The organism is Thermodesulfobacteriota bacterium, from assembly GCA_040756475.1.
GTDB lineage: Bacteria > Desulfobacterota > Deferrisomatia > Deferrisomatales > JACRMM01 > JBFLZB01.
Genome location: JBFLZB010000041.1, coordinates 1 through 14,095, shown reverse-complemented (window position 1 = coordinate 14,095; position 14,095 = coordinate 1). Strand labels below are relative to the sequence as shown.

The window sequence follows — 14,095 nt, the reverse complement described above, 5'->3', positions numbered from 1 at the left end:
CCGCTACGGGGCTCCCCGAACCCGCCCTGAAACTGAGGTGGTCGATCTGGCGCCTGCGGGCCCGGAAAGGATCGGGGGGCGGCGAACCTCCGGTGGCGAACCTCCGGTTTCCAGCGAAGGCGGAAGTGTGGTATACAAGCAGCTTATGCGATCGAGGAGGGGGACGTGCCGCACGGGTGAGCCAGGGCGGGCCCCGTCGGGACGAGACAGGGGAGGGAGGCAGTGGGTCCCCGGTCTTTCTCCGATTGGCTTCTCGCGGTGCTCGTGGCCGCCCTCGTCGTGGGGATGCTCCTCACCATATGGGCCGGCGCCACGGGGCGCATTCGCTCGCGCCACGGCGCCGAGAGCCGTGCTCCCGGCACCGCGGGCGAGGCAGGGCAGCTAGCGGGCTGCGGCGCCGATGTCCTCGATCCGGTAGGTTCGGGTGCCCAGGCCCAGTTCCTCGGCGTGGCGAAGCTGGGCAGACCAGTCGATCTTGGTGTAGACGCCCCGAAACTTGTCTTCCCCGGGGGCCCAGTTGGCCGTGAGGGCGGTGCCTTCGTTGCCCGGTCGGGCGTTGACCCGATCCACGCAGGCCTGGTCCAGTGCAACTGGGTCGGCCGAGGAGAAGATCCCCACGTCGCCTACGATGGGCGCATCGTTGTGGCCGTAACAGTCGCAAGCCGGGCTCACCTGGGTCACGAAGTTCACGAAGAGGCTCTTGTCCCGCTTGCCCTGGAGGACTCCGAGGGCGTACTCGGCCATCTTCTCCTGCATGGTCTCGGGCCCTTCGTTCCACTGCACCTGGATGGCCCCCTGGGGACACGTGAGGATGCACTCGCCGCACCCGACGCACCGCTCGCTGTCGATGAAGGCCGCTTCTCCCACGGAGATCGCTCCTTGGGCGCACCACTGCACGCACTCTCCGCAGACGACGCAGAGCTTCTTCTTGACCTTGGGCGCGACGGTGGAGTGCTGTGCCAGCTTTCCCTCGCGGGCCGCACACCCCATGCCGAGATTCTTGAGGGCCCCTCCGAAGCCGGAGAGTTCATGGCCCTTGAAGTGGGCGAGTCCTACCAGAACATCCGCGTGGGCAATCTCTGCGGCCACCACGGCCTGGGTGATGTGCTTTCCGGCCACCGGGACGCGCACCGAGGTGCTGCCCCGAAGGCCGTCGGCGATGATGAGGGGGGCACCGGTGGCGGTGTAGTCGAAGCCGTTCTGGAGGGCGGTCTCCAGGTGGCTCACCGCCTCACCCCGGCTGCCCACGTATAGGGTGTTGGCATCGGTGAGGAAGGGTTTTGCGCCCAGGGCCTTGAGCACGTCGATGACCCGTCGCACGAAGACCGGGCGGATGAACGAGGTGTTCCCCTTCTCGCCGAAGTGGAGCTTGACCGCCACCAAGTCGCCCCGCTGAACGCGGCGGGACACGCCGGCCCCTTCGAGGAGCGTCTCCACCTTGTCGAGGAGATTGCGGCGCGGCGTCGTGCGCAGGTCGGAGTAGAAGACGTCGGAAGAATTCATGGGGGGTGCCTCCTCCGGGGGGTGGGTTTCGTGGAACGGGGCGGAATCTAGCACAGGGCGGGGGAAGACAAAACATCCGGTCCTTCTTTTTTCGTTTGTCCGGAGACCGGCCGGGATCGCCGAAAAGGAGGAAGGTGCATGTTCTGCGTTGGGGACAAGGCCGTCTACCCGGCCCACGGGGTAGGGGAGATCACCGCCATCGAGACCCGCGACATCATGGGCAGACCTCTAGAGGTCTACGTCATGCGGATCCTGGATCGGGAGATGACGATCATCATCCCGGTGTGCAAGTGCGGCGACGTGGGGCTGCGGCAGGTCATGGGGCAGGACGAGGTGGATCGGGTCTTCCAGGTCCTGCGGCAGCGGCGCCGCGTCAGTGACAACCAGACCTGGAACCGCCGTTTTCGGGAGTACAGCGACAAGATCCGAACCGGGTCGGCGGTGGAGATCGCCAAGGTGCTGCGCGACCTCTACCTCCTGCGGGCCGGGAAGAACCTGTCCTACGGCGAGAAGCGGATGCTCAACACGGCCATGGAGCTTCTCTCCCAGGAGATCGCGGTGGCCAACGGCCAGAAGGCGAGCCAGGCGGAGGAGCAGATCCTCCTGGCCTTTGGGGACGTCTCTCACCTGGAGGGTTGAGCCTTGGGCAGGGGCGCCTTTCGTACCACGCTGTTTTTCGCTTGTCTCGTGTCCGGGGCCCTCGCGGGCCCCGGTTTCACGTCCTGGGAGCAGGCGCCGCTGCTCGGAGCCGCTGGCGGGGTGGCCCTGTTTGCAGCCGCCGCCCTCGTCGAGCGCGCGATGCTCCGGGCGCCCCCCTACGGCGTGCTGGGGGCGGCGGTGGGAGTCGCAGGCGGGTTGCTGGCCGCCCTGTGGGCGCGGCGGGCGTTCGGGCTCGATGCCATGCCGCTGGCCGTTGGCATCGGGGTTGCTGCGAGCCTCGTGTACCTGGGAGGCGTCGCCGGCCTTCGCGGGGTGCGCGCCCTCCGACTCGCCACGGGAAAGTCGGGGGTGGCCGCCTCCGCGAGCCCGAAGGTGCTCGACACCTCGGCCATCATCGACGGTCGGATCGCCGACATGGTGGAGTTGGGCTTCATCGGCGGGCCCCTGGTGGTTCCCCAGTTCGTTCTCAACGAGGTTCAGGGAGTTGCCGACAGCACCGACCCCCTCAAGCGGGCGCGGGGCCGGCGCGGCCTGGGGATCCTCGAGCGTTTGCAGGGGCTCGAAGGGGTGGAGGTTCGCATCACGGATCAGGAGTTTCCCCGCATCAAAGAGGTGGACGGCAAGATCGTGGCCCTGGCCAAGGCCACCGGCGCCACCGTGGTGACCAACGACTTCAACCTCTCCAAGGTCGCCGAACTCCAGGGGGTGCGCACCCTCAACGTGCACCAGCTCGCCCACGCCCTGCGGCCCGTGGTTCTCCCGGGAGAAGAGGTGCAGGTGACCGTGCAGAAGCCGGGCAAGGAGCCGGATCAGGGGGTGGGCTACCTGGAAGACGGGACCATGGTGGTGGTGGAGGGGGGCGCCGACAAGCTCGGGCAGTCCATCAAGGGGATCGTGACCTCGGTGCTCCAGACCACCGCCGGTCGCATGATCTTCGCCCGATCCCCCGGCGACGAGGGCGAGGAGAGCGCGCCGCGGCGGCGCGTCTGGCGGCGGCGGGCGTGAGGAACTGGGCCGTGGTTCCCGCGGGGGGGGCGGGGGTCCGGATGGGAGGAGGGGTTCCCAAACAGTTCCTGCCCCTGGGGGGGCGGCCGATCCTGGTGAGGACCCTGGAGGCGCTCCTGTCCTCGCCCGTGTTGGCGGGGGCCGTTGTGGTCGTGCCGACTCCCGAGGTGGAGCGCACCCGAGAGCTGCTGTCGGGTGCTGGAGTGCCCAAGGTCCTCCGGGTGGTCGCGGGGGGGGGCGAGCGCCAGGACTCGGTGCGCTTGGGCCTCGAAGCGCTCGTGGAAGCCGAGCCCGACGATCTGGTCTTCGTCCACGACGGGGTGAGGCCGTTTCCCCCGGTGTCCCGGTTTTCGGAGCTGGCGGCGGCCGCGCGCCCGGACGGGGCCTTGTTCGCCCTGGCGTGCCGCGACACGCTCAAGCGGGCGGCGGAAGGGGCCGTTCACGACACCGTCGACCGGACGGGGCTGTGGCACGCCCAGACCCCCCAGGTCTTCCCGTCCCGCCTGTTGCGCCAAGCCCTGGATCGGGCGCGGGGCGCGGGGCGCGCCGCCACCGACGAGGCCGGCCTGGTGGAGGCCCTGGGCCGGCGGCCGCGCCTGGTGCCGGGGGATCCGCGAAACCTCAAGGTAACCTGTCCCGAGGATCTCGAGCTTGCCGAGGCGCTCCTCCCGGGGCGCGGGCGGGCGCGCCGAGAAGGAGGCAGCGCGGTGGAGGCCTCCCCGAAAGACTGCGGATGGGCACCGGCCCTCCACGTGGGGCACGGCTACGACGTGCACCGGCTCGTGGCGGGGCGAAAGCTCGTACTCGGCGGCGTGGACCTGCCCCATGAGAAGGGCCTCCTGGGGCACTCGGACGCCGACGTGCTGGCCCATGCGGTGGCGGACGCGTGCCTGGGGGCCGCAGGGCTCGGGGATCTGGGGCGCCACTTTCCCGACACCGATCCCGCCTGGGCGGGCGCCTCGAGCCTTGCCCTGCTGGGCCACGTGGCGGACCGCGTCCGGGAGCGGGGGCTCGCGGTGCGACGGGTGGACGCCACCCTCGTGGCCGAGCGCCCCAAGATCGCCCGCCACGTCTCCCAGATGGAGGCCAATCTCTCGGCCGCCCTGGGCCTCGCCGCCGGCGGCGTCACGGTGAAGGCCACCACCACCGAGGGCCTGGGCTTCGAAGGCCGCGAAGAGGGCATCTCGGCCCACGCCGTGGCTCTGCTGGAGCAGCGTGGGACGTGACCGGTGACGGGTCCGATCGGACGGATCGGCCGGATCCGACCGATCGGTTTGCCCCCCGCCCCCCTGCCCCCTATCCCCGAATCCCCTTCTGGAGCAGCTCCCTCTGCACCTGGGTGACATACCTGGACAGGCGCGCTTCCACCGCGCCCCCCAGGGGATCGAAGCGCAGCCGCACACGGAGGGGAAACTCTCCCCCGTCGGGCTCCGGGCGACTCTCCACCACCTGACCGGGAAGGTTGCGCAGGGTCTCCCCGGGGCCCAGGGCGAGGTCGAGGAGCGCGGCCGTGGGGGGGGCTGCCTGGGGCGGCGTGGTGACGAGTTGGACGCCGCCGAGGCCCAGGTCCCATACCCGACACGGCCGCCTGTCCCGGGAAAGCTCGTTGGCAAGCCTCTCCAGGTGGGTTGGAGCGGCGGCCGTGCCCTCGAGCGCGGCCCCGGCGCCCAGCGCGCGTGCGTCCGCTTCCGAGAAGAGACGGAGCTCTCCCTTGAGATTCACGGAAACCCGGAAGTGCGCCCGGCGGTTGATCCGCACCATGTCCCCCGGGTTCGCGTCGAACGGCCAGACCTCCTGGGGCACACCGTTGATCGCAATCACCCGCGGGCCGGAGAGGGTACCGGGAACGCGCAGGAAGCCCTGGGCCGTTGCGACCTGGAACGCGGCGGGGCGGCCCGGCTCCAGGGGAGGAGCGTCGGACCCGGGGAGCGGGGCGAGAAGAAGGCGAGAGCCCTGCGCGTCGATGCACGCCGCCTCGCCCCAGGGCGCGGGGCCCTGGAAGAGGACCCCGCTGCGCTGGAGGAAGTCCCGGGTCCAGTCGCGGATCATGCTGGGTGCGTCGAAGGGCTTCAGGGGCCCAGGGTGCGAATGCGCTCGGTGGGCGTCTCGACTTCGGTGATGCGAAGGGCGAAGTGATCGGACCCCACCACCACCAGCTCCCCCTTGGCGATGACCCGATCGTTGACCACGAGCTCCACGGGGGCGTCGGTCTCCTTGTCGAGATTGATGATCGACCCGGGCCGCAGCCTCTGAATCTCCTTCAAGGGCACCACCGACTCGCCCAGGCGCACCATGACCTCCACTTCGATGTCCAGGATGAGATCGATGTTGTGCAGGTCTTGGTGGGCCGCCGGCGCCGGCGCCGGACCGGACCGAGGCTGTGCTGGCTCGGAGCTGGCGGGCTGGGGAGGGGGCTCTTCCCGGCCGGGAGACGGGCCGGCGCCGGCCCGGGCCAGGTGGGCCATCTCCCGTGCCACGTTCGGGGAGACCAGGAACCGGAAGGGGGTGTCGAGCACGCCGGGAACCGCGGCGGTTCCTGCGCTGAGAAACGCCTGAGGCCAGCCCAACACGGACGGCAGCTGCCCCCGGCTGGCTTCCCGCACCTCCGGCGGAGCAAAGGCGACCTCGCGGCCGAGCGCCGCGGACAGGTTCGGCGCTCCGCTTCCGGCCACCTGGGTCATGGCCTCCTTCAGGGCGTCCAGGTCCGCCTCGTCCAGGGCGTCCTTGGCGGTTCCCTCCCCTCCCAGGATCAGGTCGGCCAACTGGGAGGCCTCCCGGTGGCGAAGCAGGAAGACCACCTCTCCCGAGAGCCCCGAGCGGAAGGGGAAGACGAAGAGCACGTGACGGGTGGTGTCGAGATCGGCCACGGTGACCGCCTGCCCGAGCCCTTCCGAAACGGAAGCGGGCCGAGCCAGCAGGGCGGCCAGGGCCGAGTTGGCGCCGGCGAAGAACACCCGCGCCAGGCGCTCCACGGCCTGCACCTGAGCGGTGCTGAGCTCTGCCTCCTCCGGCGCCGGCTCCGTGCCGGCGGCGACGAGGAGCCGGTCGATCTCGTCCTGGGACAGGATGTCGGCCATCGAGGGCTCGTCCTCCCTGTGGAAAAGGCAACGGGGACCCGGAGGGGACCCATCCGTTGCCCGCCGTGGATTCCGGCAGCCGGCAGCCCCCTGCGGCTGCGCCGGTCCCGATGTCGTGCCAGACCCTCCGAAGATCCCGTCCGGGACTAGCCCCGGGCGGCTACGGCAGCCTCGAATCCCCCGGCGTCGTCCTCCTGGTCCGGGGTGTTCCCCGAAGCGTCCTGGAGGGCGGAAAGAATGCGCACGGCCCGCCGATTCTTCCGGCTCCCGAAGGAGGCCAGGAACTTGGGGATGCCCGCCACCTTCACCTTGACGGGACTGCCGGTTTCCCGATCCAGGGGCAGGAGATCGCCCACCCGCAGCGCCAGCAGGTCCCGAATGGCCATGCGCTTGTCGGCCAGATCGGCACTCAAGGTGGCGGGAGCCCTGGCCAGTACCTCCTCGATGCGCCGATGGTCGTCGGAGGTCATCCGCGTCGTGATGTCCGTGCGGTTCTCCTGCTTGAGCTCGACGGCAAAGGGTTCCAGGTAGATGGCCGGAATGCAGAAGTTCATCATCCCGGAGCTCTGCCCGATCTTCACCTCGTACACGATCACGACCACGATCTCGTTGGGCGCTACGATCTGCACGAGCTGGGGGCTCGTCTCCTGCCGCTCCAGGTAGAAGCGGGCGTCGCCGATGGTCTGCCAGGCCTCCTGGAGGTCGCGCAGCGACATCTGGATGAACCCTTCCACGAGCTGCTGCTCGATGAGGGTGATTTCCCGGTTCACCGTGGGTGTTTCCGAAGATCCCCCCATGAGCTTCTCGATGATGGCGAAGACCAGCGTCGGGTTGACCTCGTAGGCCAGCGTCCCCCCCTGGGGGGCGAGCTTCACCACGTTGATGCAGGTGGTCTCGGGCAGGCTCATCAGGAACTCGGCGTAGGAGAGCTGATCCACGCTCAAGAGCACGATGTCGGCAATGGTGCGCAGGTACGCCGAGAGGTTCAGGGCCAGGTTGCGGGCGTAGCGCTCGTGGAGGAAGTGAAGGCTCTGGAGGACGTTCTTCGAGATCCGATTGGGACGCTTGAAGTCGTAGCGGCTGGCGCGCTTGCGGTAGCCGGGTTGGGCCATGGCGGCCAGCGACACGGGTGTTGCGGGCGCTGCCGCGGAGGGGCTGGGCGACTCCTCCAGGAGGGGCACGCTCTGGAGCAGCGCGTTGACTTCGTCCTGGCTCAGCAGCTCGGACATGGGCAGATCCAAGGAGGAAGGCTACGGGAGCAAAGCGCAACAGCCGCCGCAGCGGGCAGGATCGGCCAGACGGGCGCAGAGCTTGAGGGAAACCGTCGCAGCGTCTGCGGCGCCGCGCGAGCCAACCGGGTCATTGCTTCGCCGCGACCCGTCAGAAGAGCCCGTCCAGGAACCCCCGAAGCCGCAGGATCGCCGAGGAGTGGAGTTGGCTCACTCGCGACTCGGTCACGCCCAGGATGTGGCCGACCTCCTTCATGGTCAGCTCGTTGAAGTAGTAGAGGGAGACCACCATCCGTTCCTTTTCGGGGAGGCCGTCGATCTGCAGGGCGATCACGTCCCGCACTTCCTGTTTCTTGAGCAGCTCGTAAGGGCTGTTCTCGGGCTCGTCGGGGATGTAGTCCCCCAGTTCCTTGACCTCCTCGTCCCCATCGTCGGATCGCGGGCGGTTCAGGGAGAGGAGCGACAACCCCCGAGCCTTGTAGAGGAGGCTGTTGAACTCCTCCATCGGAACCCCCATCTCCGCGGCGGCCTCCTCGTGGGTTGCCTGTCGTTTGAGCTTTTGCTCCAGGCGCCGGAAGACGGTGGAGAGCTCCTTCTCCTTTCGGCGCATCGACCGGGGCGCCCAGTCCTGGCGGCGCAGGTAGTCGAGCATCGCGCCCCGGATGCGGAACTCGGCGTAGGTCTTGAACTTGACCCCGCGTTCGGTGACGAACTTGTCGATGGCGTCGATGAGGCCGAGGACCCCTGTATTGATGAGGTCCTCCACCTCGATGGAAGAAGGGAGGCGGGCGGAGAGGCGTTCGGCAATGTACTTGACGAGGGGCGCGTACTCCTCGATGAGCTCGTCCCTCGTGCGCTGGGGCTCGCCGCTGGTAATGGCCGCTTCTCCTGACCCTCGAAGGGCGCATTTATGCTAGGAAAATCGCGGGCATCCTAGCAGCGGCGCCTGGGGGTGTCAATATGGAGAGCGAGCTGGGGCAAACGCCTCCGCTCCCCGGGCGACCTGAGGAGTCAGGCCTCTGGAGGCGAGCGCGGCGAAGGCCGGCGACCGCGGACACGGGCCGCTATCGCAGGTACAGGGGGCGCAGAAGCTGCGCGAAGGCTTCGGTGCTGAGGGCGTCGTCTCCGATCTCTTCCCGATGGCGGGCCACGAGCGCGTCTGCCGTATGGCGGACGCGCTCGGCGCGGTCCTCGGGGGCGAGGCCCGGATGGCGCCGATCCACCACCTCGGCCGCGAGCTGGCCCGCCCAGTGGATCTTGCGCCCAGCGGGGCTCAGCTGGATCTGGTCCCCGGAAGGGGGGGGCGGAGCGCCGCCCCGGTGGAGCGCCCGGTGGGCCTGCCCGAGGCGCTCCTGCCGCGTATAGGTGCGCAGCACGTTGTGGAGGGTGAACTCCGAGATGCTCATGATCCCATCCTTGGGCAGAGGCATTCTCCGTCGTGTGCACTCATCGGCCGAAGGAAGGGGAACCTTTAGCGGGGCGATGGAGAAATGGATTCCATCTCGATCCGCGCGGAACAGCCGTGGATCTTCCCTGAGCGGGGCTTCGGCTGGACGGGTGGCCGGGATCGCTTCTTTCGTGGGTCCACCCACACGATCCGGGACGGCACCGGGAGGAGGCGCCCCGGGGGGCACACCGGGGAGGGTCAGCGCCGGGAGGCGAGGTAGGCGGCAGCGACCCGGTTGGGAGGAGGGGACGGGGCAGGGGGAGGCGCCAGGGCGCGGCACCGGTCCTCGGCGGCCACGAGAGCCCCCAAGAGCTCTCCGACCCGGCGCAGGGATTCCCGTGCCCCCGACGCCCACGCTTCCTCCCCCGACGCCTTGACCCGGGCCAGCAGTGCGCCGGCCTCCGCCAAAGCCTCTTCCTTGGCGCCCAGGAGCGGCTGGAGCTCGGCCAGCCTTCCGGCGCGCAGGCACTGCTCCTGGCGATCGGTCAGCTCGAGCACGCGGGCGTAAAGGCTCTCGATCGCTGCGAAGGTGGCAAGGGGTTCCATGGCGCTCCGGCTCCGTCGAGTCCCCGGGGCGTATCGGCCGTCCCGGCGCGGGGCGTTAGCCCCGGCCTCCGAACGTGGGTCTGGGTCGGGCAGGGAGACCTCGCCGGGGCGTCCTGGGGGGTTCGTCGGCGTCACCACCCAGGAGCACGGCGCGTCCGGCGACCGCGCCCTACCCTCCGACGTCACCCCTGAAGGAAGCAGGGCCGACCCACGGATTGCGCGGACGAGCACGAGGGGCAGCTCGAGGGCAACAGCCCAAATTGACACACCCGGGGGCGTCTGCTACATTTCGCCGCTCGTTTCCCTCGCGGACAAGCCGGAGGTCTGCATGAATCTCAACATTACGTTCCGACACGTAGAACCCAGCGATGTTCTGAAGGCCTACGCCATCGAGAAGGTGGAGCGGCTCACCAAGTTCTTCGACGGGATGGTGGAGGGGCACGTCGTGCTGGGGCAGGAGAAGATCCGCCACACGGCGGAGGTGAGCCTGCGCGCCAACGGCATGCGGGTCATCGCCAAGGAGGAGACCAGCGACTTCTACGCGGCCATCGACAACGTGGTGGGCAAGCTCGAGCGCCAGCTCAAGCGCTACAAGGAGAAGCTCAAGCGGCACCAGCCCCTGAGCAGCCGCGAGCGGCGCAGCGTGCGCGAGCAGGTGTTCGCCTATGAGAGCTTCGAGGAGGAGACGCCTCGGGTCATCCAGACCGAGCACTACACGACCCACCCCATGAACGTGGACGAAGCCGTGATGGAGATGGACCTTGCGGGTCGGCCCTTCCTCGTCTTCACCGACCTGGACAGCAAGGTCAAGGTGGTGTACCGGCGCGAAGATGGCAACTACGGGCTGATCGAGCCCCAGTGAGCCGCGATCACGGCCGGGTCTTCCAGGAGAGGCGGTCGGCATGAAGCTGCTGGATTTTCTCCAGAAGGGCAGGATCGTTCCCCGTCTGGTCGCGCGAGACAAGCAGGGAGTGCTCGCGGAGCTGGCCGAGGTCCTGGTCTCCACGGGGGTGGTCCGCAGCGCCCGGGATGCCGTCCAGGTGCTGCTGGACCGCGAGAAGCTCGGAAGCACCGGTATCGGCGAGGGGATCGCGATCCCCCACGGCAAGCTCAAGGAGCTCCAGTCCGTGGTGGCGGTCTTCGGCCGAAGTCCCGAAGGGGTGGAGTTCGACAGCATGGACGGAGCCCCGGTGCAGCTCTTCTTCCTCCTCGTCGCCCCGGAGAACTCGGCCAGCACCCACCTCAAGGCGCTCGCCCGCATTTCCCGCCTCCTCAAGGACCGCGGGTTCCGGGAGGAGCTGCTCCAGGCGCAGACCCAGGAAGCCCTCTTCGAGGTCATCTCCCGCGAGGACGCGAAGTACTGACGGGGCCCGCCGGATGCCGGAGATTGCGGTAGAAGACCTGCTCCACGACACGGGGAACCGGCTTGGCCTGGAGCTCCTGGCAGGGGAGCAGGGGCTCTCCAACAAGATTCGCGTTCCACGGATCCAGAAGCCGGGTCTGGCCCTGGCCGGTTTTACCGAGCAGGTGCGCCAGTACCGCGTCCAGATTCTGGGCTCGACCGAGATGTCCTACCTCGACACCCTGCCGACCGAGCGATGCGACGCGGTCGTGCGCGGCGTGTTCGGCCTGGGGGTGGCGTGTTTCGTGGTGACCAAGAACCTCCCGGTCGCTCCCCTGTTCCTGGAGGAGGCCCACCGGACGCGCACCCCGCTGCTGCGCACCGCGCTTCGCAGCTCCGTCTTCATCGAGCGGGTTTCCCGGTTCCTGGAGGAGCACCTCGCTGCCCTCACCCGCCTCCATGGCGTGCTGGTCGACGTGATGGAGGTGGGGATCCTACTGGTGGGACGCAGCGGCATCGGCAAGAGTGAGTGCGCCATGGACCTGGTGCTTCGGGGGCATCGTCTCGTGGCCGACGACGTGGTGCAGGTGCGGCTGATCCCCCCGTTTCGCCTGGTGGGCCGGGGCGAAGGGGTCATTCGATACCACATGGAGATTCGCGGCCTCGGGATCCTCAACATCCAGGACCTGTTCGGGATTACGGCCATCCGGGACGAAAAGGAGGTGGAGCTGGTCATCGAGCTCGTCCCCTGGAAGGACGCGGAGGTCCACGACCGCCTGGGTTTCGACGAGCGAGCGTACGCGATCCTCGGGGTGGACGTGCCGTACCTGCGGGTGCCGGTGGCCCCGGGACGCAACATCTCTTCGGTCGTCGAGGTGGCGGCGCGCAACCACATGCTCAAGGCCATGGGGCACCACTCGGCGATTCGGTTGCAGGAGCGGCTGCGCGCGGCACTTTCGAGCGAGGGGGGGGAGGAGGAGTGAGCCGGGTCCGGCTGGTGGTGGTGACGGGACTCTCGGGCTCCGGCAAGAGCTCGGCCCTCAAGGCGCTGGAGGACCTGGGCTTCTTCTGTGTGGACAACCTTCCTGTGGAGCTCCTGCCCAAGTTCCTGGAGCTGAGCGTGCTGGCGGGGGGTGACCTGCGGCGCGTGGCCCTGGGCATGGATCTGAGGGAACGTCACTTCCTCGACCGGTACCGGGCGGCGTTCCAGGAAGTGGAACGATTGGGGTTGCGCACCGAGATCCTGTACCTCGAGGCCTCCGACGACGTGCTGGTGAGGCGCTTCAGCGAGACCCGCCGCCGGCATCCCCTGGCCGAGGATCTCTCCGTGCCCCACGGGATCCGTGAGGAGCGACGGCTCTTCGAAGAGCTCAAGGGGTGGGCCGACCGGGTGATCGATACCTCGGAGATGAGCGTCCACGACCTCAAGAAGGCCGTCTGGCAGTATTTTCGCCAGGGACCCGAGGAGCAGACGCTCCAGGTGAACCTGCTGAGTTTCGGGTACCGGTACGGCATTCCCCACGAAGCCGACATCCTCCTGGACGTGCGGTTCCTTCCCAATCCCTACTTCGTTGCGTCCCTCCAGCGCCGGGTGGGCACCGAGGAGCCGGTCCAGGACTACGTGCTCGCCGCCCCGGAGGCCCAGGAGTTCCTGCGCCGGTTCCTGGACCTCCTGGTCTTTCTCCTGCCCCAGTACGAGAAGGAAGGCAAGACCTCGGTGACCGCTGCCATCGGGTGCACCGGTGGACGGCATCGCTCGGTGAGCCTGATCGAAGAGCTCGGCCGGCGCCTGGAGACCGAGGGCCGGGAAATTCGGATCCTCCACCGGGATATCGAGAAGTGAACGCCGGCGAGCGGCAGGCAGGGGAGAACCCATGATCGGCATCCTCATCGCGGCCCACCAGGACCTGGGCTTTGCCCTGTGCCGCGCTGCCGAGGGGATCGTGGGACCGATGGAGCGGGTGGAGGCGGTCTCCCTTCGCTACGACGAGCCCCCCGCCGAGGGGAAGAAGCGCATCGAGGAGGCGTTGCGGCGCCTGGACGCCGGGCAGGGCGTCCTCATCCTCACCGACATGTTCGGGGGCACGCCCACCAACATGAGCCTGCCCTTCCTGGAAGCCGGGCGGGTCGAGGTGCTTACGGGGGTCAACCTGCCCATGCTGGTCAAGGCCCAGGCAGCCCGGGCCGAGCTGGGGCTGGGGGAGCTGGCTCCCTTCCTGCGCGATGTTGCGGCCCGAAGCATCGCCCTGGCGAGCGATCTCTGGAACGCCAGGCCCCGGCCACCGGGCTGACCCATGGGGGTGCTGCTGGCCCGCGTCGACAACCGCCTGGTCCACGGACAGGTATTGGTGGGCTGGGTGCCCCGCCTGGGCATCGACACGATTCTGGTCGTCGACCGAAAGCTCGTGGACGACCCGTTCCAGAAGGCCCTCCTGGAGGGGCTGGGGGCGCCGGGTCTGAGGATTCGGCTGGTCACCCCCGAGAGCGCCGTCCTGCTTCTCGGAAGCGAGCTGCGGGACCGCCGGGTCCTGGTGCTCTTTGCCGGGATCCGCCAGGCGGTGGAGGCCTGGGATGCCGGGCTCGCGTTTTCCGTGCTGAACCTGGGCAACGTGCACCCGACCCAGGGGAGCCGGGGATTGACCCCCAGCGTGTACCTGAGCGCGAGCGACGAGGAGGAGCTGTGTCTGCTCCTCTGCCGCGGCGTGAGGGTGGAGGCGCGAGCGGTTCCGGCCGACCGCAGCCCCGACGTGGGCATGGCGGTGCGCTGCGGGGTTCGGTCTTGAGCGCATCCATGGGTGGGCCCACCTTTGCCGCCCTGGTCGTCCTGGGCGCCCTCCTGTCCCTGGACCGCACGGCCCTCTTCCAGAGCATGGCGTCCCGGCCGCTGGTGGGGGCCACGGCGGCGGGCTACCTGCTGGGAGAGCCGCTCCTGGGTCTCGCCAGCGGACTGCTCCTGGAGCTGCTCTGGCTCATGGAGCTCCCGGTGGGGGGGTGGATTCCCCCGGACGAGAGCGTGTCGGGGGTTCTGGCGGGGGTGTTCGCGGCAGCGGCGCCGGAGGCCTGGGGGCCGGAGGCGCGCACCGCCTGCGCGGTGCTTCTGGCCGTGCCCGCGGGCATGGGGTGTCGCTGGCTCGACGTGGGCGTGCGCCGCTGGAACGGTACCCTGCTCCGGGGGGTGCTCCGGGATCTGGAGGCGGGCCGGCGTCCCGCACTGGCCAGGGCCCAATGGGCCGGGGCACTGCGGTTCCTGGCGGCCGGGGCTGCGGCCACCGCCCTGGGAACGGCC

The 14,095-nt window shown here is 69.1% G+C and carries 17 protein-coding genes; 10 read left to right on the top strand and 7 right to left on the bottom strand.

Annotated features, from left to right (window positions below; genetic code table 11):
* Positions 1 to 381: 381 nt before the first annotated feature.
* Positions 382 to 1,503, bottom strand: coding sequence for a DUF362 domain-containing protein (locus AB1578_08185; protein ID MEW6487878.1), 1,122 nt, complete (start codon positions 1,501 to 1,503; stop codon positions 382 to 384).
* Positions 1,504 to 1,641: 138 nt separating this feature from the next.
* On the opposite strand from AB1578_08185, the gene AB1578_08180 reads away from it, so the two are divergent.
* The 3 genes from AB1578_08180 to ispD all read left to right on the top strand — a co-directional run bounded on the left by AB1578_08180 (position 1,642) and on the right by ispD (position 4,394).
* Entirely contained in the window at positions 1,642 to 2,142 is a 501-nt protein-coding gene (locus tag AB1578_08180) for a CarD family transcriptional regulator (GenBank protein ID MEW6487877.1), read from the top strand.
* A gap of 120 nt (positions 2,143 to 2,262) precedes the next feature.
* Positions 2,263 to 3,168: a PIN domain-containing protein gene (locus tag AB1578_08175; GenBank protein MEW6487876.1), complete on the top strand. Its 906-nt coding sequence runs from the start codon at positions 2,263 to 2,265 to the stop codon at positions 3,166 to 3,168.
* Entirely contained in the window at positions 3,165 to 4,394 is a 1,230-nt protein-coding gene (gene ispD, locus AB1578_08170) for a 2-C-methyl-D-erythritol 4-phosphate cytidylyltransferase (protein MEW6487875.1), read from the top strand. The genes AB1578_08175 and ispD overlap by 4 nt, the downstream gene beginning before the upstream one ends.
* 70 nt (positions 4,395 to 4,464) lie before the next feature.
* Here ispD and AB1578_08165 read toward each other — a convergent pair whose 3' ends face one another.
* From AB1578_08165 to AB1578_08140, 6 genes are all read right to left on the bottom strand, one after another.
* A complete protein-coding gene (locus tag AB1578_08165; GenBank protein ID MEW6487874.1) occupies positions 4,465 to 5,217 on the bottom strand; it encodes a PilZ domain-containing protein in 753 nt (250 codons plus the stop codon).
* Between the two features lie 20 nt (positions 5,218 to 5,237).
* Positions 5,238 to 6,245 (bottom strand): FliM/FliN family flagellar motor switch protein, encoded by a 1,008-nt coding sequence (locus AB1578_08160; protein MEW6487873.1) that lies wholly within the window; start codon positions 6,243 to 6,245, stop codon positions 5,238 to 5,240.
* Positions 6,246 to 6,391: 146 nt separating this feature from the next.
* On the bottom strand, positions 6,392 to 7,474 hold the full coding sequence (gene fliM, locus AB1578_08155; GenBank protein MEW6487872.1) for a flagellar motor switch protein FliM: 1,083 nt from the start codon (positions 7,472 to 7,474) through the stop codon (positions 6,392 to 6,394).
* 151 nt (positions 7,475 to 7,625) lie between these two features.
* Positions 7,626 to 8,351 carry a FliA/WhiG family RNA polymerase sigma factor gene (locus AB1578_08150; GenBank protein ID MEW6487871.1) on the bottom strand — a complete coding sequence of 242 codons (726 nt, stop codon included), beginning with the start codon at positions 8,349 to 8,351 and terminating at the stop codon, positions 7,626 to 7,628.
* Positions 8,352 to 8,538: 187 nt separating this feature from the next.
* On the bottom strand, positions 8,539 to 8,880 hold the full coding sequence (locus AB1578_08145; protein ID MEW6487870.1) for a DVU0524 family FlgM-associated protein: 342 nt from the start codon (positions 8,878 to 8,880) through the stop codon (positions 8,539 to 8,541).
* Positions 8,881 to 9,119: 239 nt separating this feature from the next.
* Entirely contained in the window at positions 9,120 to 9,467 is a 348-nt protein-coding gene (locus AB1578_08140; GenBank protein ID MEW6487869.1) for a hypothetical protein, read from the bottom strand.
* Between the two features lie 328 nt (positions 9,468 to 9,795).
* On the opposite strand from AB1578_08140, the gene raiA reads away from it, so the two are divergent.
* From raiA to AB1578_08105, 7 genes are all read left to right on the top strand, one after another.
* Positions 9,796 to 10,329: a ribosome-associated translation inhibitor RaiA gene (raiA, locus tag AB1578_08135; protein ID MEW6487868.1), complete on the top strand. Its 534-nt coding sequence runs from the start codon at positions 9,796 to 9,798 to the stop codon at positions 10,327 to 10,329.
* A gap of 40 nt (positions 10,330 to 10,369) precedes the next feature.
* Complete coding sequence (locus AB1578_08130) at positions 10,370 to 10,831, top strand: PTS sugar transporter subunit IIA (protein ID MEW6487867.1); 462 nt, start codon at positions 10,370 to 10,372, stop codon at positions 10,829 to 10,831.
* 13 nt (positions 10,832 to 10,844) lie between these two features.
* The gene (gene hprK, locus AB1578_08125; protein MEW6487866.1) at positions 10,845 to 11,792 is read left to right on the top strand and encodes an HPr(Ser) kinase/phosphatase; all 948 of its coding nucleotides are present in this window, start codon (positions 10,845 to 10,847) and stop codon (positions 11,790 to 11,792) included.
* Positions 11,789 to 12,652, top strand: coding sequence for an RNase adapter RapZ (gene rapZ / locus AB1578_08120; GenBank protein ID MEW6487865.1), 864 nt, complete (start codon positions 11,789 to 11,791; stop codon positions 12,650 to 12,652). The genes hprK and rapZ overlap by 4 nt, the downstream gene beginning before the upstream one ends.
* 31 nt (positions 12,653 to 12,683) lie before the next feature.
* Positions 12,684 to 13,100 carry a PTS fructose transporter subunit IIA gene (locus AB1578_08115; GenBank protein ID MEW6487864.1) on the top strand — a complete coding sequence of 139 codons (417 nt, stop codon included), beginning with the start codon at positions 12,684 to 12,686 and terminating at the stop codon, positions 13,098 to 13,100.
* A gap of 3 nt (positions 13,101 to 13,103) precedes the next feature.
* Positions 13,104 to 13,592, top strand: coding sequence for a PTS sugar transporter subunit IIB (locus AB1578_08110; protein ID MEW6487863.1), 489 nt, complete (start codon positions 13,104 to 13,106; stop codon positions 13,590 to 13,592).
* An 8-nt stretch (positions 13,593 to 13,600) separates the two neighbouring features.
* Positions 13,601 to 14,095 (top strand): PTS sugar transporter subunit IIC (locus AB1578_08105; GenBank protein ID MEW6487862.1); only part of this gene is annotated, 495 nt, incomplete at its 3' end.